At 41.6% G+C, this 21,386-nt stretch carries 17 protein-coding genes; 5 read left to right on the top strand and 12 right to left on the bottom strand.

Annotated features, from left to right (window positions below; all coding sequences use genetic code 11):
• The first annotated feature begins 122 nt into the window (after window positions 1-122).
• The 5 genes from AC4PG5_RS11975 to gldH all read left to right on the top strand — a co-directional run bounded on the left by AC4PG5_RS11975 (window position 123) and on the right by gldH (window position 7,064).
• Window positions 123-2,900, top strand: a complete 2,778-nt coding sequence (locus AC4PG5_RS11975) for a M60 family metallopeptidase (protein ID WP_492029101.1) — start codon at window positions 123-125, stop codon at window positions 2,898-2,900.
• A 176-nt stretch (window positions 2,901-3,076) separates the two neighbouring features.
• Entirely contained in the window at window positions 3,077-4,030 is a 954-nt protein-coding gene (gene metF, locus AC4PG5_RS11970) for a methylenetetrahydrofolate reductase [NAD(P)H] (protein WP_492029100.1), read from the top strand.
• A gap of 18 nt (window positions 4,031-4,048) precedes the next feature.
• Window positions 4,049-5,173: a DNA polymerase III subunit gene (locus tag AC4PG5_RS11965; RefSeq protein ID WP_492029099.1), complete on the top strand. Its 1,125-nt coding sequence runs from the start codon at window positions 4,049-4,051 to the stop codon at window positions 5,171-5,173.
• 36 nt (window positions 5,174-5,209) lie between these two features.
• Window positions 5,210-6,613: a PSP1 domain-containing protein gene (locus AC4PG5_RS11960; protein ID WP_492029098.1), complete on the top strand. Its 1,404-nt coding sequence runs from the start codon at window positions 5,210-5,212 to the stop codon at window positions 6,611-6,613.
• Window positions 6,594-7,064, top strand: coding sequence for a gliding motility lipoprotein GldH (gene gldH, locus AC4PG5_RS11955; RefSeq protein ID WP_492030755.1), 471 nt, complete (start codon window positions 6,594-6,596; stop codon window positions 7,062-7,064). Before AC4PG5_RS11960 ends, gldH begins: the two co-directional genes overlap by 20 nt.
• Window positions 7,065-7,066: 2 nt before the next feature.
• On the opposite strand, the gene rodA is transcribed toward gldH, so the two are convergent.
• From rodA to AC4PG5_RS11895, 12 genes are all read right to left on the bottom strand, one after another.
• Window positions 7,067-8,524: a rod shape-determining protein RodA gene (gene rodA, locus AC4PG5_RS11950; RefSeq protein ID WP_492029097.1), complete on the bottom strand. Its 1,458-nt coding sequence runs from the start codon at window positions 8,522-8,524 to the stop codon at window positions 7,067-7,069.
• Window positions 8,505-10,358, bottom strand: coding sequence for a penicillin-binding protein 2 (gene mrdA / locus AC4PG5_RS11945; RefSeq protein WP_492029096.1), 1,854 nt, complete (start codon window positions 10,356-10,358; stop codon window positions 8,505-8,507). The genes rodA and mrdA overlap by 20 nt, the downstream gene beginning before the upstream one ends.
• A 1-nt stretch (window position 10,359) precedes the next feature.
• Complete coding sequence (gene mreD, locus AC4PG5_RS11940; protein WP_492029095.1) at window positions 10,360-10,857, bottom strand: rod shape-determining protein MreD; 498 nt, start codon at window positions 10,855-10,857, stop codon at window positions 10,360-10,362.
• Window positions 10,857-11,699, bottom strand: a complete 843-nt coding sequence (mreC, locus tag AC4PG5_RS11935; protein ID WP_492029094.1) for a rod shape-determining protein MreC — start codon at window positions 11,697-11,699, stop codon at window positions 10,857-10,859. Before mreC ends, mreD begins: the two co-directional genes overlap by 1 nt.
• 98 nt (window positions 11,700-11,797) lie before the next feature.
• A complete protein-coding gene (locus AC4PG5_RS11930; RefSeq protein WP_492029093.1) occupies window positions 11,798-12,820 on the bottom strand; it encodes a rod shape-determining protein in 1,023 nt (340 codons plus the stop codon).
• 104 nt (window positions 12,821-12,924) lie between these two features.
• The gene (gene purH, locus AC4PG5_RS11925) at window positions 12,925-14,448 is read right to left on the bottom strand and encodes a bifunctional phosphoribosylaminoimidazolecarboxamide formyltransferase/IMP cyclohydrolase (RefSeq protein WP_492029092.1); all 1,524 of its coding nucleotides are present in this window, start codon (window positions 14,446-14,448) and stop codon (window positions 12,925-12,927) included.
• 146 nt (window positions 14,449-14,594) lie between these two features.
• Entirely contained in the window at window positions 14,595-16,631 is a 2,037-nt protein-coding gene (locus AC4PG5_RS11920; protein WP_492029091.1) for a M13 family metallopeptidase, read from the bottom strand.
• 9 nt (window positions 16,632-16,640) lie between these two features.
• Window positions 16,641-18,605, bottom strand: coding sequence for a ribosomal protection-like ABC-F family protein (abc-f, locus tag AC4PG5_RS11915; RefSeq protein ID WP_492029090.1), 1,965 nt, complete (start codon window positions 18,603-18,605; stop codon window positions 16,641-16,643).
• A gap of 215 nt (window positions 18,606-18,820) precedes the next feature.
• A complete protein-coding gene (locus AC4PG5_RS11910) occupies window positions 18,821-19,504 on the bottom strand; it encodes an energy transducer TonB (RefSeq protein WP_492029089.1) in 684 nt (227 codons plus the stop codon).
• 274 nt (window positions 19,505-19,778) lie between these two features.
• Entirely contained in the window at window positions 19,779-19,937 is a 159-nt protein-coding gene (locus tag AC4PG5_RS11905; protein ID WP_492029088.1) for a hypothetical protein, read from the bottom strand.
• Window positions 19,934-20,098, bottom strand: coding sequence for a hypothetical protein (locus AC4PG5_RS11900; RefSeq protein WP_492029087.1), 165 nt, complete (start codon window positions 20,096-20,098; stop codon window positions 19,934-19,936). The genes AC4PG5_RS11905 and AC4PG5_RS11900 overlap by 4 nt, the downstream gene beginning before the upstream one ends.
• Window positions 20,099-20,434: 336 nt before the next feature.
• Window positions 20,435-21,340, bottom strand: coding sequence for an IS3 family transposase (locus tag AC4PG5_RS11895; protein ID WP_492030658.1), 906 nt, complete (start codon window positions 21,338-21,340; stop codon window positions 20,435-20,437).
• Window positions 21,341-21,386 lie beyond the last annotated feature (46 nt).

The raw sequence follows: 21,386 nt of genomic DNA, 5'->3' as shown, positions 1-21,386 counted from the left end.
AAAAGGGAGACTTCATTTGGAGTCTCCCTTTTTATCAATGTTAATAAAATCAAAAAGGAATAGGGACAAACGGTTTTATTTTGTATTCTACATATGAAGTCTAACTTTATACAATTAAATCTATGAAAACAATCTCATTTTTTAAGCTATTCAGCATTTCACTGCTTTTCTTTATCGTAGCATGCAGCAATGCTGAAGAAGAAGCCCCCCTATCTCCTATCTTAAAGATTGACACTGAGGTTGTCAACTTTGAAGAAAACAAATCGATGAAAGAGGTCGTTGTATCAACCAATCAGGAATGGAGTGCCCAAGTCGACAAGGGCGGAGAAACGTGGTGTCAGACCGAAAAGGATGGAACCACTCTTCGAATTAATGTCGCAGAGAACTCCGGTAAAGAAATCCGGCAAACAAACATAACGGTGAGAGTCGGTAATCTGAGTCAGTCCTTGAAAATACAGCAACTTGGATGGGGGAAAGATATACTGGTCAGCCCCGAACTTTTTGAAATCGCTGCAGCGGGACAAAACATCACGTTCGAGGTGACGGCAAACTGCGATTACGAAATCGTCACGACCGGCTGCGATTGGATAAAGAAACCTACGACAAGGGCACAGGAAATGATCACGACGTCTCATGCTTATATCGTTAGCCCTAATGCACAAGATGCCTCACGTTCCTATAACCTAGTCGTTAAAGATCAAGCTGCTTCGTCTACCCTACAGAGAATCATTACCGTCACCCAAAAAGGACTGAACGAGTATAGTTCAACAAAACCAGACGAGCTTAAAGATGATATTAAAATAAAGATCTCACGTGGAGAAGCTTCATCTTTCCAATCTGGACAGAACATTGAGAAATCATTTGATAATGACATGAGTACTATTTATCACTCGAGTTGGAACAATGCCGGTAGTAACTATTTCCCCATTACGCTAACATACTATTTCGAAAATCAAGAACAAGTCGATTATCTTGTTTATCACCCTCGTCAGTCCGGTTCAAATGGACATTTCAAAGAAACAGAGATATACTGGTCGGCAGATGGCGTTGCTTTCGAGAGATTAATGGACAAGAACTTTGGAGGACTGTCGTCTAGTTCGGTGGTTTATTTCACCACTCCTCTGATCAATGCCAAAGCCATCAGGTTTGTAGTCAAGAGTGGAGCCGGAGACAACCAAGGATTTGCCAGCTGCTCTGAAATGGAGTTCTATCGAAAGAATCCGGAAAACTTTGATGTTTTATCGCTCTTCTCCGATCGCAGTTGCTCGGAACTAAAAGCCGGCATCACATTAGCCGACATTGAAAAGTGTCAATCGGCTTTCTTTAAAAACATGGCTTATTACATGTTCCAAGGAAAGTATCCAAAAGCATTTAGAATAGAATCTTACAAAGCATACCCATCACCAGATATACAATCGGCGACCAACAAGACCAACCCTTACAATCTTTTAGATAACCCGACAGGCATCTACGTTGAAGCAAATGATGAACTGATTGTACTCGCCGGAGAAACCCATGGAAGAGCTATCAGCATACGTGTTCAGAATCTTGATCTTCCTGGAGGAGACGGTTTTGGCGGCGATTCATATGCCCTAAAAGAAGGTACGAATAAGATTAGTATACGTAACAAAGGCTTGGTCTATGTCATGTACCACACTCTGAGCCTAGAAGAGAGCGAAGTGGCTCAACCGATCACCCTTCATTTTGCCACTGGGAAGGTAAATGGCTATTTCGATCGAAGCAAACACTCGGCAAGCGACTGGAATGAGTTGTTGAACCAAACCTGCTGTCCCTATTTTGATGTATTAGGGCAATATGCACACCTAACATTCCCGGTAAATAGTTTCAAAACTTACACTAAGAACGGAGTAAATCTTATCGATACCTACGACGAGGTTGTCAGATACGAAATGGAATTTATGGGATTGTTCAAATACAACAAAGTATTCAAGAATCGGATGTATCTACATGTGATGTACCACTCTTATATGTATGCTTCACCCTATCATACAGCATACAACGCCAACACAATGAATTCCATCTGTGACGAAACGAAATTAAGAGCCGGCGAAGTTTGGGGACCGGCACATGAGATCGGACATTGTAATCAAACACGTCCGGGATTAAAATGGCACAGTACGACCGAAGTAACTAACAACATTCTGTCCATGGCTGTACAAACTCATTTCTGCGATAAATATGGTTCGAAGTATATCCGCTTAAGAGATGAGAATATGGGAGAATACAACGACCGGTATGAGAAAGCAATGACTCTACAATTTGTCAACAAACAACCCGATGCTATACGCCCGGATGTTTTCTGCCGACTAGTAACCTTATGGCAACTTCAACTCTATTTTGCTCAAGTCAAAGGACAGACAGATTTCTATAAAGATTTATACGAACTCATCCGTACAGAAAATAATCTAGCCACACCGAGAGAGAATCAATTGGAATTTACAGTTCGAGCAAGCAAGATTGCCCGAACAGATCTAACGGATTTCTTCGATAAATGGGGCTACTACCTACCAATCGACAGAGACATCGATGATTACGGCACAAAGCGCATGACTATCACAGAGGCTCAAATCGAACAGACAAAGAATAAAATAAAGAACTTGAACTTGCCCAAGCCTGATGCGGCTATCGAATATTTGTCGGAGCATAATCTTGCTTGCTATAAAGATAAGCAGAATGTACAAGCGGGAACTGCTTCTCGGAACGGACAAACATTAACCATGAATAATTGGAATCATGTAACTGCATACGAGGTATACAATGGCGATCAGCTCGTTTTCGTTTCCAATCGTCATCAGTTTACCATAAGCACCACTTGGGAAGCTAATTACAAAGTCTATGCCGTATCCTACAAAGGAGACAAAACATTAGTGACTTTCTAAAAGCAACCCTCTGTTGATCAAAAGCTCCGCATGTTATTATCATGCGGAGCTTTTAGGTTTATAATTAATAGTCTGTTTACAAAGAATGATTTTAAATAATTAAGGTAAAATCGTTCTTTTTTCGTATTTTTGTCGCAAAAGGCATATTATCACCAGACGAAACAACGCAAAAAAGAATGAAAGTAATAGATCTTATACATAGCACGCAACACACAGCGTTCTCATTTGAAATACTACCTCCATTAAAAGGGACCAGCATAGAAAAACTGTATCAAACGATTGATGCGCTAAGAGAATTCGACCCTAAGTACATCAATATTACGACCCATCGGAGCGAATATATGTATAGAGACCTTGGTGATGGGTTGTTTCAGCGCAATCGACTCCGTAGACGTCCGGGAACAGTTGCGGTAGCTGCAGCCATTCAAAACAAATATGACATTACAGTAGTACCGCACATCCTATGTAGCGGGTTCAGTCGGGAAGAGACAGAATATGTATTGCTCGACTTACAATTCTTAAACATCACCGATCTATTGGTTCTAAGAGGCGATAAAGCGAAGCATGAATCCATATTCACTCCCGATAAGAATGGATATAGTCATGCCATTGAACTTCAAGAGCAAATCAATAACTTCAATAAAGGAATCTTTGTAGATGGTTCTGAGATGCAGATCACGCAAACACCTTTCTCATATGGTGTAGCTTGTTATCCGGAGAAACATGAAGAATCGCCCAATCTTGAATCGGATATTTATTGGCTGAAGAAGAAAGTGGAAGCCGGAGCGGAATATGCGGTCACTCAACTTTTCTACGACAATCAGAAATATTTTGAGTTTGTACGACGTGCCAGAGAAGCCGGAATCACCATTCCGATTATTCCTGGAATTAAGCCTTTTAAAAAATTATCACAAGTCAGCATGATCCCCAAAACCTTTAAGGTCGATCTTCCCGAAGACCTCATTAAAGAGATCAATAAATGCAAGACAGACAACGATGCCCAACAGGTGGGTACAGAATGGTGTATCAACCAATGCAAAGAACTCATGAAGTATGGCGTACCTAGCATTCATTTCTATACCATTTCGGCAGTAGACAGCATCAGAGAAGTGGCTAAGCAGATTTACTAAGATTTTAAACGAAATATTGTGTTTTTTAAAGATATCATCGGACAAGAAGAGATCAAGAAACGACTAATTGAAGAGGTTAACGAGAGCCGTATACCACATGCCCAACTGATTTGCGGACCAGAGGGTGTAGGAAAAATGGCTCTAGCGATAGCTTATGCGCGTTATATCTGTTGCACCAATAAAAATGAAACAGATGCTTGCGGCATTTGTCCATCCTGCGTCAAATTCAATAAGTTGGTTCACCCCGATGTACACTTTGTCTTCCCAATCATTAAAAATGCAAAATCAAAAAAGGAGGTTTGCGATGATTATCTAGCGGAATGGCGCCCATTTGTCTTAAACCATCCCTATTTTAATCTAAACAATTGGTTAAGCGAGATTAAATCGGAAAATTCTCAAGCCATCATCTATGCTAAAGAAAGTGATGAGATCATCAAAAAACTTAGTTTCAAACCTTTAGAAAGAGGTTATAAAATAACAATCATTTGGCTTCCGGAGAAAATGCACATTGCTTGTGCCAATAAGCTACTCAAGCTTTTAGAAGAGCCTCCGACTCAAACCATATTTATTCTAGTCTCAGAAGCACCCGACCTAATCTTGCCAACGATCTTAAGTCGTACACAACGGATTAACATCCGTCAGATAGAGGAAACAAATATCAGTCGAGCCTTACAAGAAAAATATCAATTAGCAGAACAAGAGAGTTTATCTGTGGCTCATCTAGCTAATGGCAATTTCATCAAGGCACTTGAGACCATTCATCTCAACGAGGAAAAACAATTATTTTTCGACCTGTTTATCAATTTGATGCGTTTATCTTACCAACGAAAAATCAAAGAGATGAAACAATGGAGCGAACAAGTCGCAGAAATGGGACGTGAGCGTCAGAAGAATTTCTTAGAGTATTGCCAACAAATGATCCGTGAAAATTTCATTTATAATTTTCGCCAAGTACAAATGGTATACATGACTCCTGACGAGCAGCAGTTTGCAACCCGCTTTGCGCCATTTATCAACGAACGGAACATTATCGGTCTGATGGATGAACTAAGTGAATGCCAAAAGCATATCGAACAAAACGTAAATGCCAAAATGGTTTTCTTCGATTTCTCACTCAAAATGATTGTTTTATTAAAAAATTAAACTATACTTGACAAATATATCAGAAAACGCATAGGAATGAAATATAAACTACATAATGGGAGTTGCGGTCTTTGTTGCAAAAGCGCTTCCCGACAAGATAATAAACTAAACACCTACGACTGGCTGGCCGACATTCCGGGAAATGCCGTTGAAAGCGATCTCGTTGAGGTGCAATTCAAAAACACGCGTAAAGGTTACTTCCGTAACAGCAATAAGATTCCTCTGGAAAAAGGGGACGTCGTTGCAGTAGAAGCAACTCCGGGACATGATATTGGAGTGGTTACGCTAACCGGACGATTGGTACCGCTTCAAATTAAAAAGGCCAACCTAAAGCCAGATACGGAAATTAAGCGAATCTACCGAAAAGTCAAACCGGTAGATATTGAGAAATACGAAGAGGCTAAAGCGAAAGAACATGACACAATGATCCGCTCTCGCCAAATTGCAGCCAGTCTCAATTTGAACATGAAAATTGGAGACGTGGAGTACCAAGGCGATGGAAATAAAGCCATTTTCTATTACATTGCCGATGAGCGCGTGGACTTCCGACAACTCATTAAGGTTCTAGCAGAAGTGTTTCGTGTTCGTATCGAGATGAAACAAATTGGCGCCCGTCAAGAAGCCGGTCGCATTGGTGGAATTGGTCCTTGTGGACGGGAACTTTGTTGTGCCACATGGATGACAAGCTTCATCTCGGTTTCAACAAGCGCCGCCCGTTACCAAGACATCTCTCTAAACCCACAAAAGTTGGCCGGACAATGCGCCAAGCTGAAGTGTTGTTTGAACTATGAGGTGGACTGTTACGTTGAAGCACAAAAACGTTTACCTTCAAGAGAAATCGAACTAGAAACCAAAGACGGCGTATTCTATTTCTTTAAAGCCGATATATTGAGCAATCAAATCACTTATTCTAGTGATAAGAATATTCCGGCCAATCTTTGTACCATAGCCGGTAAACGAGCTTTCGAGATTATCGGATTAAATAGAAAAGGCATCAGACCGGACAAACTGATAGAAGAAGAGGGTACAAAACCGGAATCTAAAAAGTCGACCGACTTATTAGAGCAAGAAAGCCTCACCCGATTTGACCGCCGTAAAAACAATCGCGAAGAGGGTAATAACCCCAATAGCAATCGCAATAAAAGGAAGAAACGCAATAATCGCCCGCAGGGAGAGAATAATCGTCCGCAGGGAGAGAACAATAAACCTCAAACAGAGGACAACAGACCTCAGACCGAGAGTAACAAGCCAATCCTTCCGAGTCAAAAGGGGAATAACAATGAGGCAAAGAATCAGCGTCCATCGAATAATAACCGGAATTATAAAAAAGGAAACGAAGAAGCTGAGAACAAACGGCCAAGCAGAAGAAATAATCGTCCACAAAACAATGGCGGTAAAAACAGACCAGAAAGAACTCAGAATAATGAGAATATTCAGTAATCTTGTCGTATGCTTATTCTTCGTCTTGACGATGATATCATGTAACAAACAAACAGTGTATCACTCTTATCAATCCCTACCCAATGACGGATGGAAAAAGAGTGATACACTCTCCTTTCAGATAGAAAATACCGATTCGATCCCTCACACTGTTCGCCTCTTTGCAGAGGTTAGGAATAAGAACAATTACCCCTACCAAAACCTATCGTTATCAGTTTATCACAATCTACAAGATTCAACCCATTGGAAACGTGATACCATCAGCTTGAATCTTACAGATAAAGCAGGCAATTGGATCGGCACGGGATGTGGCAACCTCTATCAATCGAGTAAGTTTATAGGATCGATCGTTATCTCACAGAAAGGAAATCACCGAATCAAAGTGATACATCGAATGACGGACGATCGATTGATCGGTTTAAGTGATATCGGTATAAAAGTCTCACGATAAAGTTAAAGTCGACGATCTCTTCCTGCATCAATTCTCAGGAAGATAAACAACAGAATCGTAAATCCCCATAAAGAAGAGCCTCCATAACTAAAAAAAGGAAGAGGAATACCGATCACCGGAGTAAGCCCGAGCACCATTCCTATATTAATAAATAGATGGAATAAGAAAATGCTCAATACGGAGTAACCATACACACGGCCAAACGTCGTCGGCTGTCGCTCAGCCACGACGATCAAGCGTAAAATGAGGCAGAGAAAGCCTAAAAGCACGGCAGAAGATCCAATAAAGCCCTGCTCTTCTCCAACAGTACAGAAGATAAAATCGGTATCCTGCTCAGGTACATATTTAAGTTTCGTCTGTGTTCCGTTCAAAAATCCCTTGCCGGAAAATCCGCCCGATCCGATTGCTATTTTAGACTGGTTGACATTATAGCCGGCTCCGGTCAAATCCTCTTCTAATCCCAGCAATACTTTGATACGTATTTGCTGATGAGGTTCTAATATCTTATCGAAAACATAATCACTAGAGTATAAAAAGCCGATAGAGCCAATGGCAAACAAACCAACCAGCAAATAAGCTTTTTTATGAGAGATCAACGTCAGATAGAATAGATAACCAATGGTCAGTATGCACAACACCACTTGCACAAATACCAAATTAAAAGGCACCAGATATTCAGAGATAAAATACGCTGCAATGATCACAAGTGCATTTACTCCTATAATATTACGTGCAATATCCCACTTGTTTTTATAAACCCCCACCATGGCACCTGCAAAAAACAAGATGAGCGATAAAACCACAAACTCCCCAATAGGAGTCGGCGTCTGAGCGATGTTGACTTGTCCGAAACGAATGCCAATCACAAAATAGGCCACGGCACATAATCCGGAGAAAAGGACAACTCCAGGCATTCCTTCTCGATAAAGCACTAGGAAGAAAGCGAGATAAACCAAAGCCGATCCCGTTTCTTTCTGCCCGATAATTAGAAGCATCGGAAGAAGAATCAAGAAAGCAAGCATAAAAACACTTTTTCTTTTATTGATGACGAAATTATAAGAGTTCATATATTTCGCAAGAGCCAAAGCCGTCGCAAACTTTGCAAATTCGGCCGGCTGTAGACTAACGGGCCCCATAACCAACCAGGAACGCGACCCTTTCGTATCGGGCGCAATAAAGATGGTGACTAGTAGCAAAAGGATCATGCCGGCATAAATAAAATAGGCGAACATGTCGTACATCCGGTCTTCAAGCATGAGTAAAACAAAGCCCAAGCCAAAAGAGCAAATGATCCAAACAAACTGTTTCCCGGCACGAGTTGAGAAATCTAGAAAATCACGATTTCCATAATCGTAACTCGCTCCACAGACACTAAACCACCCACCTATTATTAAAAGCAAATAGATACAAATAGTGATCCAGTCCAACCTCTTCCACAAACTAACGTTCCTTGCTATCATAAAATATCACCCTATTACTAAATTCTTCCGCTTTCGTTTCACTCTCAGGAGAAAGTTTCTTATTCAAATACTGTTCCATCATCAGCGTACCAATAGGCACTCCATATACAGCACCAAAGCCTCCGTTCTCAACATACACCGCTATAGCAATCTTAGGTTTATGCATAGGGGCAAATCCCATAAACACAGAGTGGTCGTGCCCACGGTTCTGTGCCGTTCCGGTCTTTCCGCACATCTCAACATTCGGAAGTATGGTTCCAGCCACCCGACAAGTACCACCGGTGACTGCCGATCGCATTCCCAAGACCACATCCTCATAATATTTTCTCTCGATGCCAGTGTATCTAGGCTCACGATAAAGACTATCCAATGGTGATCCCTGAATTTTTTTCACAATATGAGGCGTAATGAAATGGCCTCTGTTAGCGATCGTAGCACCTAAGTTCGCAATCTGCAATGGGGTCGTCAAAACCTCCCCTTGGCCGATCGCAATACTAATTACCGTCAACCCATTCCAATGTCCGCGATAAGCTTTATCATAGAATTGAGCATTAGGAATTAATCCTCTTTTCTCTCCCGGTAAATCAACCCCTAACTTATAACCGAAACCTTGAGCAACCATATGATCCTTCCAGACCGTGATAGCCTTTTGCGGTCGCCCATATTTCTTATCTCCAAACATTCTGAATAATCCCCAACAAAAATAAGAGTTACACGACGTCGCAATAGCCGGGATCAGTGGTAGAGGAGAAGCATGAGCATGACATCCCACCTTCAAACGCCCATATCGAAATCCATTGGAACATGAAAAAGAGGTCGAAGGCTGAATGATTCCCTCTTCCAAAAAGACCAAACCTTGCGCCGTTTTGAAAGTCGATCCGGGAGGATAAACCCCCATAAGCGCTCGGTTCAATAACGGCTTTTGAATGTCACGTTGAAGCATAAGGTGATTTTTTCCCCGTTGACGCCCAATCATTAAATGTGGATCGTAATTCGGCGAAGAAACCAAACAAAGAATCTCTCCGGTTTCCGGTTCAATAGCAACAATACTACCAATTTTATTCTTCATCAAACGTTCGCCAAGCATCTGCAGATCCACATCAAGGCTCAACGTCAGATTACGACCCGGAATTGCACGGCGATCGCACTTTCCATCCTTATAATGTCCTTGAATCCTTCCATGTGCATCTCTCAACAAGATCTCAACACCTTTCTGCCCTCTTAAATACTTCTCATACGACTTTTCAACTCCTAGCTTACCGATATAATCCCCTTGAATATAGTAATCATCATTTTCAATATCGCGAGTAGAAACCTCACCAATATCCCCTAGCGCATGAGCAGCGGCATTATAAGCATACTGTCGAATCGTACGCCGTTCAACGTAAAAGCCTCTAAACTTAAACAGCTTCTCCTGAAAAATGCCACACTCTTCAGCAGAAAGTTGCGACATAAACATCTGTTCGGTATATTTTGAATAGCCGGGATTACGCCGTCTGTCGGCCATGTCGGTCATCAGACGAATAAACTGCTCCTTCGTGATGTTCAATGATGAGCAAAGATCGAGCGTATCTAGATTTTCAATCTCCCGAGGAACAACTTTAATATCGTAGGCCGGTTGATTAAAAACCAATAGTTTCCCGTTGCGATCATAGATAGCCCCACGTGAAGGATATTGAATCTTATTTAAGAAAGCATTACTATCGGCATTCTTCTTATAATCATCGGTCAATATTTGAAGTAAAAACAAACGAGACAGATAGATCAGAACAATGGAGATGGCAATTCCGCCAACAATAAACTTTCTTTTCTCAAATCTATAATCTTTCGACATACTACTTCCTTATACTTTCAATACCCAAAATACCGACAATCGTTATTGCAGAACAAGCAATCACCCTAAGAAATAGTTGCAAACTACTTGAAAAGGAAAAAGACTCGATGCTCAACAAAATCAAGTTTTGAATACAGACAGCCGATATAATATATTTTACGAACGGCAGATTACCCATACTTTTAAAAGAGGGGACAATACTATCAAGAATATCACGCGGAGTAAATAAGCGCAATAAGAAAGGACGGATAAATGCCAAAAAAACAGTTGCAGCAGCATTCATTCCCGGGGTGTTGGAAAAGATATCGATGGTAAGCCCTAGGAAAAAAGCCCATAACATCTGTTCATGACGAGAAGTGCCCGATTCTAGTTTAAGAATAAAATAAAGATATAAAAAAGGAGTGGCATACCCCCAAAGATGAATCTGGTTTAGGATCAAGACCTGTAATAGTACCAGTCCGACAAACCAAATGATCCTATGTATATAATTGATAATCATTATTCTTGAGTTTCTTTTTCCAGTTGCTTTTGTTCGTCCTGCCCTTCTCTTCCGATCACACGAACATCGCCTAGTTTGGCAAAGTCGCTCGCTAACTTAATTTTAAGCAGATAAGATAAGCCATCATTCGAATCGCACATATCATCAATCGTCCCTACCATAATACCTGCCGGAAAGACCGTTGAATATCCGCTGGTAACCACCGTATCGCCTAAATTAAATTCAGCATGTCTAGGTAAATCTTTCAAATAAGCATAACGAGGATCAGCATTTTCCCATCTCAAATAGCCAAAATATTCACTGCCAACAATCTTACAGCTGATATTCGATTTACTATTCAGAACCGGAAGAACGACCGAATAAGAAGCAGACGTTTTATACACAATACCAATAATACCATTTCCATCAATCACACCCATCTCAGGATATATACCAGCATTTGTCCCCTTATCAAGAGTGATATAATTATTAGACAAATTAATGCTATTGTTAATAACATGCGCCTTGATTAAGTGGTAATCGGTCAACGACTTCCCTTTATAAGTCGGGATGTAAACAGAGTCGGTCGTATACTCACGCAGTCTTTGTTTCAACACCGCCATTTGTTCTTCCAGAAGCATATTCTTGTCCAACAAATCCTCATTCACCGATTTGAGATGAAAGTAAGAAGTGACCCCTCCGGAAAGTTCATAAACCGAACCGGCGACCACATTAGCCGACGTAAAGAAGACGCTCTGCTGGTAATGATTAAAACGGAATAACAAAACAAAACTGGCTACCTCTAACAAAAGAAAGAGGAACCAGTAATTGTATTTTATTAGAAAATTTAATAAATTTCGCATATCACATCAGTCAACGCATGATTACTTGATGCTAAGCCGCATCTCTTCTCCATGTAGAATAATAACAGACTGTGCTCCAATTATATTCCGACGGCCTATTATCTCATCAAGAAAGAGAAGCGATCGACATTTTTCAAAGCGACTCCTGTGCCTTTTGCCACTGCATGCAAAGGATCCTCAGCGATATGAAACGGAATATTAATTTTATCAGTCAAACGTTTGTCAAGTCCGCGAAGCAACGCTCCACCACCTGCCAAATAGATACCATTATGCACGATGTCGGCATAAAGTTCAGGAGGTGTATTCTCTAATGCACTCAAGATGGCAGTCTCAATTTTAGAGATCGATTTCTCTAAACAGTGAGCCACTTCCTGATAGCAAACCGGAACTTCCATTGGCAAAGCCGTAATACGATTAGGACCATGAACAATATAGTCATCCGGAGCATCTTCACCTAATTCAGTCAATGCCGCTCCAACATGAATCTTAATACGTTCAGCCATACGTTCGCTGACCTTAACATTATGTTGACGGCTCATATATTCTTGAATATCCGCAGTCAAGTCATCCCCGGCAATACGAATAGAGTTGTTAGAAACAATACCACCTAGAGAAATCACAGCGATCTCAGTCGATCCACCACCTATATCCACAATCATATTACCTTCAGGAGCCTCAACATCGATACCGATACCAATTGCTGCAGCCATTGGTTCGAAGATCAAGTAAACGTCCCGACCACCGGCATGTTCAGCAGAGTCACGTACTGCACGAAGTTCAACCTCCGTACTGCCTGAGGGCACCCCAATGACCATTCTAAGAGACGCTGAAAATAAATGATTACGGGTATTTACCTGTTTGATCAACCCACGCATCATCTGCTCACAAGCATAGAAATCAGCAATCACACCATCACGCAAGGGACGTATGGTCCGGATGTTTTCGTGCGTCTTTTCATGCATCATTTTAGCTTTATCACCTACGGCAATCATCTTATCCGTACGTCGATCGAGTGCAACGACAGAAGGTTCATCAACCACGATTTTCCCATTACTGATGATAATGGTATTGGCTGTACCAAGGTCCATTGCTATTTCTTGTGTAAATGAAAACAATCCCATTTAAATTAACAATTTTACAAATTATGATTTACAATAAAAATCTCTTAAAGAGGCGAACGGAAGACTCTCTGTTTAAAAGCATCCGCACCCTCCCTTATATTTAATTAATGCTTAAAGTGACGAATACCGGTAACCACCATAGCCATGCCATGCGCGTTACAATAATCGAACGACAATTCGTCTTTCACAGAGCCACCAGGTTGAATCACCGCAGTCACCCCCTCTTTATCCGCGATCTCCACACAATCAGGGAATGGGAAGAAAGCATCTGAAGCCATCACCGCACCATTCAAGTCGAATTCGAATGTTTTTGCTTTTTCAATAGCTTGTTTCAAAGCATCCACACGTGATGTTTGTCCCACGCCACTAGCCAATAGCTGTTTGTTTTTAGCCAAGACGATAGCATTCGACTTACTATTTTTCACAATCTTATTCGCAAACAACAAGTCCTGAGTTTCTTGATCGGTTGGTTCTTTTTCTGTCACCGTCTTCAAGTCAGCCACGGTCTCAATGTTCAAATCTTTGTCCTGTACCAAGACCCCGTTCAACAACGAACGATATTGTTTCTTAGGTAACTTAGCCTCTTTACGAACCAAGATGATACGATTCTTCTTTTGACCCAAGATCTCAAGAGCATCCACATCATAATCCGGTGCAATGATCACCTCAAAGAAAATCTTATTGATCTCCTCAGCAGTCGCCTTATCGATAACAGCATTAGTCACCAACACTCCTCCAAATGCAGAAACCGGGTCACCGGCTAATGCCTCTTTCCAAGCTTCAAGAATGGTTGGACGAGAAGCAAGACCACAAGCATTGTTATGTTTAAGCACCGCAAAAGTCACCTCATCGAACTCATCAATCAAATCAACAGCTGCATTAATATCCAGCAAGTTGTTGTAAGAGATCTCCTTACCATGGATCTGGTCGAACATCGCTTCCAAATCACCATAGAAGAACCCTTTTTGATGAGGATTCTCGCCATAACGCAACATTTTCTGATCGTTCATAGAACAGCGGAAGGCCGATCCTTCACCACCATCGAAATAGTTGTATATCGCAGAGTCATAATGAGAAGAAACCGCAAACGCTTCCTTAGCAAACCAACGGCGTTCTTCTACAGACGTATTTGCTCCATGCTCCATAAGCATGTCTAGCAACGGCTTATATTGGTGTTGTGAAGCCACAATCACCACATCGTTAAAATTCTTAGCAGCAGCACGAATCAATGAGATACCGCCAATATCGATCTTTTCAATAATTGCAGATTCCTCAGCTCCGGAAGCCACAGTGGCTTCAAACGGATAAAGGTCGACAATCACTAAGTCGATCTCAGGAATTTCATATTTAGCGATTTGTTGAATATCTTGTTCTAAATTACGGCGACACAAAATACCTCCGAAAACTTTTGGATGCAATGTTTTCACTCTACCTCCAAGAATAGAAGGATAAGTGGTCAAATCTTCTACAGCTTTGCAGGGATATCCCAACGACTCAATAAATTGTCGTGTACCTCCTGTCGACAAAAATTCTACTCCTTCTTCATGAAGCTTAGTGATAATCTCATCTAAGCCTTCCTTGTGATAAACAGATACCAGTGCGGTTTTTATTCTTTTAGACTCTGACATTGAATTGCTTATTAAGTATTTAAGGCACAAAGTTACGAAATTATGTTGATCACGTGCAATAAATAACCCGGTTTTAAATAAAAAAAAGCGTTAACCCATTTTTTTATGAGTTAACGCCTTTCTAAAGCCTATTGGAAGGTATTTGATTACCAAATAGAAGCCCGTTTATCTTGAGGGATAAACATCGGATCTTTATCTGTAATATTAAACGCTTCATACCAAGCATTGATGTGTGGAAGAGCACCGTCTACACGCCATTTGCCCAAGGAGTGAGGGTCAAGTTTTGTACGACGTAACACCTCTTCAGGACGGATATTTCCAGCCCAAACATTCGCATAAGCCAAGAAGAAACGTTGTTCCGGCGTAAAGCCATCGACCGTCTTCAAAGGAGCTGCTGCCATCACCTTTTTCAATGCATTGAAAGAGACCTGCAAACCACCGTGATCGGCAATATTTTCACCTAAAGTGAATCGTCCGTTAGCATGCACACCCGGAGCCACTTGAATGCTATCGAAGAAGTTCACCAATACAGAAGCACGTTCCGTGAAATTCTTAGCATCAGTAGCGGTCCACCAATCCTTCAAGTTACCATCTTTATCGTATTGACGGCCTTGATCATCAAATCCATGAGTCATTTCATGTCCGATCACCACGCCAATAGCACCATAGTTAAAGGCATCATCCGCCTTCATATCGAAGAATGGATACTGCAAGATACCTGCAGGGAAACAGATTTCGTTCGTTGTTGGGTTGTAGTAAGCATTCACCGTTTGAGGAGTCATATGCCATTCCTCCTTATCAACCGGTTGGCCAGCCTTAGCAATCATCTCGTTATATCCCCAAAGGTTAGCCCGTTCGATGTTTGCCCAATACGAGTCGTTTTTAATATCGAGTGACGAGTAGTCTTTCCATTTATCCGGATAACCGATCTTCACATGGAAAGTCGCCAATTTCTCTTGAGCTTTCAATTTGGTTTCATCGCTCATCCAAACGAGATTCTGAATACGCTCGCCCAACGATGTTTGAAGATTCTTCACCAAAGTCACCATGCGTTCTTTAGCCTCAGCAGGGAAGAACTTCTCAACATACATCTGTCCAACAGCTTCTCCCAACGAACCATCCACCGTGCCAACCGCACGTTTCCAGCGTGGTTTCATCTCTTTTGTACCCGACATCGTCTTACCATAGAATTCGAAATTCTGAGCCACAAAATCATCACTCAAGTAACCGGCAGCTTGGTCGATCAAATGCCATTGCAAGTAATATTTTTGATCTTGAAGATTAGCCGAGTTGATCACCGCACACACCTCCTTAATAAAGTCAGGTTGTCCGATATTCACCTCTTTAGCCTCTTTCAATCCGGCAGCAGTAAAGAAAGCGTCCCAATCAAACGAAGCAAACTCTTTCTTCAAGGTTGCCCTGTCTTTCTTATTATAGTTCGCATGAGGATCACGCAATTCAATTTGCGAGCGTGAAGCTTTAGCCAAACGATTCTCGATACCCATCACTGCTTTCACCGCTTTTTGAGCCGTTGCTTCATCGTATCCGGCCAAAGCAAACATCTTAGCCACGTGTTCTTGATATTTGGCACGGATTTCTTTGGTCTTCTCATCGTTCTCCAAATAATAATCACGTTCACCCATACCAAGTCCGGCTTGATAAGTCTGAATCAAGTTCATTGAGCTGTTCATGTCATCAGCAGAGATGTACATCACAAAATAAGGATAAACTCCTTTTTTATACAGTTCTGGGATCAAAGCATAAATTTCCGCTTTATCTTTTAAAGCAGCCAATTGATCCAATTCAGCTTTAATCGGTGCAGCACCCTCTTTATTCAGTGTTACACTATCCATAGCCATATTATACAAATCACCAATTTTCTGAGCCACGCTACCCGGAGCATTGTCCTTCTTTGCAGCAATTTCCTCAATCAATCCGCGCAATTGTTTTTTGTTGTTTTCGGCTAAAAGATCGAACGATCCCAAACGAGAATACTCGTCAGTTAACGGATGCGTTTTCATCCAACCGCCACAAGCATACTGATAGAAGTCAGTCCCCACAAGGGCTGTAGTGTCAAGATTAGCAAGATCGATGCCCGATGTCAACACCGCGTCTTTCTTGCTATTGCAACCTGTTGTCATAAGGCAAAGGGCAAGGATAGGTAAATACTTTGTTACTTTCATAAAATTATACTAAAATGAGTTGTTTAAATCGTCAAGTTCCAACGAGGCTGTTTCCCAATCTTCGACAATCTGATCCAGTTGTTGCTTAAACTGTTGATGTTGCTCGTAGAGCGACATATCCGATGCTCCTTCGGGAGTAGCCATTTGAGCCTCCAATGCAGCGATCTCCTCCTCCTTTTTCTCAATACTCGCTTCACAGTCGGCAATCTGTTTTTCCAATCGTCGCACCTTCTTGTTCAGCTCTTTTTGAGCCTCATAAGAGAGCTTATTGTCCGACAGATCCTTATCGGCAGCCTCTGTCGTCGCTTTCCCGGAGGGACTACCCACCGATGAGAGCGAAGGAGTTTTTTGCAGTTCATTCAAACTATCCATCTTCTTTTTCTGAAGGAACTCATAGATACCTCCCAGATGCTCGCGAACCACTCCGCCACCGAACTCATATACTTTAGTCGCAAGTCCATCTAAAAAATCACGATCGTGACTCACAATTATTACTGTTCCGTCAAATTCACGAATCGCATCCTTCAAAACATCCTTCGAGCGCAGATCCAAATGGTTGGTCGGCTCATCGAGAATCAGCAAGTTCACCGGCTCAAGCAACAGCTTGATCATGGCCAGACGCGTGCGTTCCCCACCCGAGAGCACCTTTACTTTTTTATCCGAAGCTTCCCCTCCAAACATAAATGCCCCAAGGATATCGCGAATCTTCAACCGAATATCCCCGGTTGCCACTCGGTCGATCGTATCGAACACTGTCAGATTATCATCGAGCATCTGCGCCTGATTTTGGGCAAAATAACCCATTTGCACATTATGACCGATAGTCAGCTTACCGTCGTACCCAATCTCATCCATGATACACTTCACCAAAGTCGATTTTCCTTCCCCGTTCTTACCCACGAAAGCCACCTTCTCTCCACGGTTAATGGTCAGATCGACGTTATGGAACACCACATGATCGCCATACGATTTAGCCACGTTCTCACAGATCACCGGATAATTACCACTACGGCTAGCCGGGGCAAACTTCAGACGTAAAGCCGAATTGTCCTCCTCATCAACTTCCACACGTTCGATACGCTCAAGTTGTTTGATACGACTTTGCACCTGTATGGCCTTAGTCGCTTTATAACGAAAACGTTCGATGAAATCCTCCGTATCTTGAATCTGCTTTTGCTGATTCTCGAAAGCGCGCATTTGCTGTTCACGACGTTCTTGACGAAGCACCACAAACTCATCGTACTTCACTTTATAATCATAGATCCGCCCACACGTAATTTCAATCGTACGAGTGGTCACATTATTTAGAAACGCTCTATCGTGGCTGACTAACACCACCGCATTGGCACGAGTCGACAAGAAGTTCTCCAGCCACTGAATACTCTCAATATCCAAGTGGTTGGTCGGCTCATCGAGTAAAAGTACATCGGGACGACGCAACAACAACTTCGCCAGTTCGATACGCATACGCCATCCTCCCGAAAATTCGGAAGTCGATCGGTCGAAGTCTTCACGACTAAATCCCAATCCCAACAAGGTGCGTTCAATCTCCGCTTGGAAATTCGTACCGCCCATCATCAAAAAGCGATCGTTTTCACGCGTAAAGCGATCGATCAGCTGATGATAGTCCTCTGATTCATAATCCGTCCGTTCGCTCAGCGCTTGGTTCAATCGCTCGATAGTTGCTTGCAACTCGAAGATGTGTTCAAAAGCCAGCTCAGCCTCAGCCATCACGGTACGATTATCGGCCAATACCATCACCTGAGGTAAATAACCAATCGTTATATCTTTAGGTAATGCCACCACCCCACGAGTTGGCTGTTGTAATCCGGCCAAGATCTTAAGCATCGTCGACTTTCCTGCACCATTCTTACCAACGAGTGCAATACGGTCTTTCTTGTTGATGACATAACTCACCTCATCAAAAAGCGGTGTCGCATTAAATTCTACAGTTAGTCCTTCTACTGAAATCACGTTATTTTTCTTATTTATCGTTTTCTATAAAGGTGCAAACTTACGCAAAAAAACTCGGTTATACGTACGATCGACTAAATTCGAAGCCGTTAGTCCTCGAAATGAGCCATTAAACAGTCAGTAGTCAGCTATTCAACAATCATAAGGCAACGACCAAACAATAATCGGGGGTACTCGATCACTCAAGTACCCCCGATATTCGTTAAGGATCAACATTATTGAAGTCGGAAAACGACCGGAACAGTGTATTTCACCCTTACTTTTTTACCATTTTGCATCCCAGCTTTCCACTTAGGCATCGAACGGAGAACGCGAAGAGCTTCTTTGTCTAAATAGGGATCAACGCCACGAAGAACCTCCAAATTAATGATTGAACCGTCTTTGTCGACCACAAATTGAACAATAACTTTTCCTTGCGAACCGACTTCTTGAGAAGGAGTAGGATACTTGATGTGAGTACTAAGGTACTTCAGTAAAGCAGCCGATCCACCTGGAAATTCAGGCATCTCTTGTGCGGTCACAAAGATCACATCTTCTTCAACTTTCTTCTCTTCGATAACCGGTGGAACCCAAACGACCGGACTTGCTAAGCCTTCATCTTCCGATCCGGCAACCACAGTCTCATCTACATCCAAATCATTCTTAACAATCTCGATCCATTCGGCGGGTTTAGATTCGGGTAGCGGAGGTGGTTCTAGTTTCTTCTCGGAGTAAGTCACCGGAACAAGCTCAATCTCAAAGATGGGGTCATGAGCCGACCAGCTTGTTGACGAATTCACCCCATGCTGTGTCCATTCGAACGAAACAAACATGAAGGAAAGCGCAACGACGACACCCATCAACAACCAAGAACCTCTGCGGTTCTCAATTGTAGCCTTTTTTGTCTTTTTGGCTTCCATAAAAAAAAGTTTAAGTAATTAATAATAAAAAAATGAAAGTATATATCTACTTTGCTTTTACTCTTTTTCTTCTTACTTAAATCGCTCGCTTGCTGTACTAAATATAACAATTCTTCTTATGAAAGGTGCACCTCGATTAGTTTTTTTAAGACACCAGATGTTTATTTCTTTTTCTTTAAGCCATAACAGACAAATGTATACATTTATTAACACCGTGAATAGACTTCCATCTTCAATAAAACAAGTTCAACCTGTAAATCTCAGTTTCTAAGCTTCACTCTGCAAGCTGAACGTACACAGTTCCCCCTTTTCCTTCTCCTAGAGTTATTTTTTGAATAGGATCTGCAACCTGCAACCCATAGATCGTTAAGTTGCTGATCTTCAAACCCGAATAAGTGTTGCAGATCGGTGTTGCAGATGGGTGACAGATCATTGATCTGCCACCTTTTGGATGAGTGTTTTGCGGGCCATTACCAGAGTTTCGCTGAAGTCATTCCAAGGATAAGACACCGGCTTTTTTTTTGTTTTCGAGGCAAAACTCCAAGTTTCAGAGCTTACCATTTTAGTTTTCCCCTTTTGGAAATTTATTTTCATACGTTGAAACTTTTGTTTCGTCGGTATGAAAATAAATTTTCCACCGTATGAAACTTTATTGTTCACCGCATGAAACTGACTTTTACTGAATTGAGTAGACAGTTTTTATTCTTTCAAACTTAAAAGGTAGACTGTTTTGTTTTTCCTTGCCTGATTTCATTTACAGTTTTAATCTTTAGGATCTGAAAAGCTAGACAGCTCCTTTTCTTTTACACTGGTTTTGTTTACACAATTAGATTTCAATCTCTAAAAGTATGGACAATCCAGAGCTGGGCTTGTTGTTGGGTAAGAATGAGAGGTATTCGATGTACCTCTCGTTCTTGCTCTACTGATGGTTTAAACCGTCACTAGAGCTTGTTGTTGGGTTTGCAAATCTATAAAAATGTCAGGGTTTTCAGTTACCTTTTTCTTATAAATTTTATTCTTCCACATTTTATATTGTGATCCGGATTGTTCATGTGTGCAATTTGGCGTTTGCATACCTATGCTCATATGCGGTCTCTTTTCATTATAAAAGCGTATAAATTTACCGATAAGTTCTTCTGCTTCTTTGTCATTCTTAAAACGGTCTATTCTATAAATTAATTCTTGCTTAATGATGCCGTTCATACGCTCAGCAATAGCATTGTCGGTCGGTTTGTAATCTTCCGTCATACTAATACTGATATTTCTGCATTTAAGCTCTTCTACATAAGCATTGCAGCAGTATTGACTACCGCGGTCTGAATGATGAATCAGTCCTTTGAGATCTTCTTTCCCCGTACCTTTAATTGCTTCTTGTAAAGCACCCAATGTATGAATGGCTTTAAGTGAATTAGACAATTTCCATCCGATTATTTTATGGGAATATGCATCGGTTATCAGGTGAAGATAAAGGCATCCCACTTGGGTGTCTATGTAAGTGATATCACTCACCCACAACTGATTGGGCGCACTGGGTACAAATCCACGTATGAGATTCTTATATTTATGATAACGATGATTAGAGTTGGTCGTATGACGAGTCCTGGGCACAGGAAGCATCAACCTTTTTCTACGTAATAAATAGAGGAAGCGATCTCGACCTGGCATGTTTTCCCGACCGAAAATTGAAACTAACATAATATAAAGTTTAAGGCCACCGATACCAGGGTCTTCAGTACGCTGTTCTTTGACAGCAGAAAGAATACGTTCTTGTTGACTACATTCCTCTATATAGTTGGTTTTTAGTTGATAATAAGCCTGTCTACAATGGCCAAACAGTCTACAAGCAGTACTAACGGACAGGCCATGCTGCTTGCAAAGTGTA

It is taken from the genome of Bacteroides sp. QWL-09, assembly GCF_058683585.1.
The sequence above is the reverse complement of the archived record's forward strand: the minus strand, read 5'-3'. Positions and strand labels throughout refer to the sequence as shown.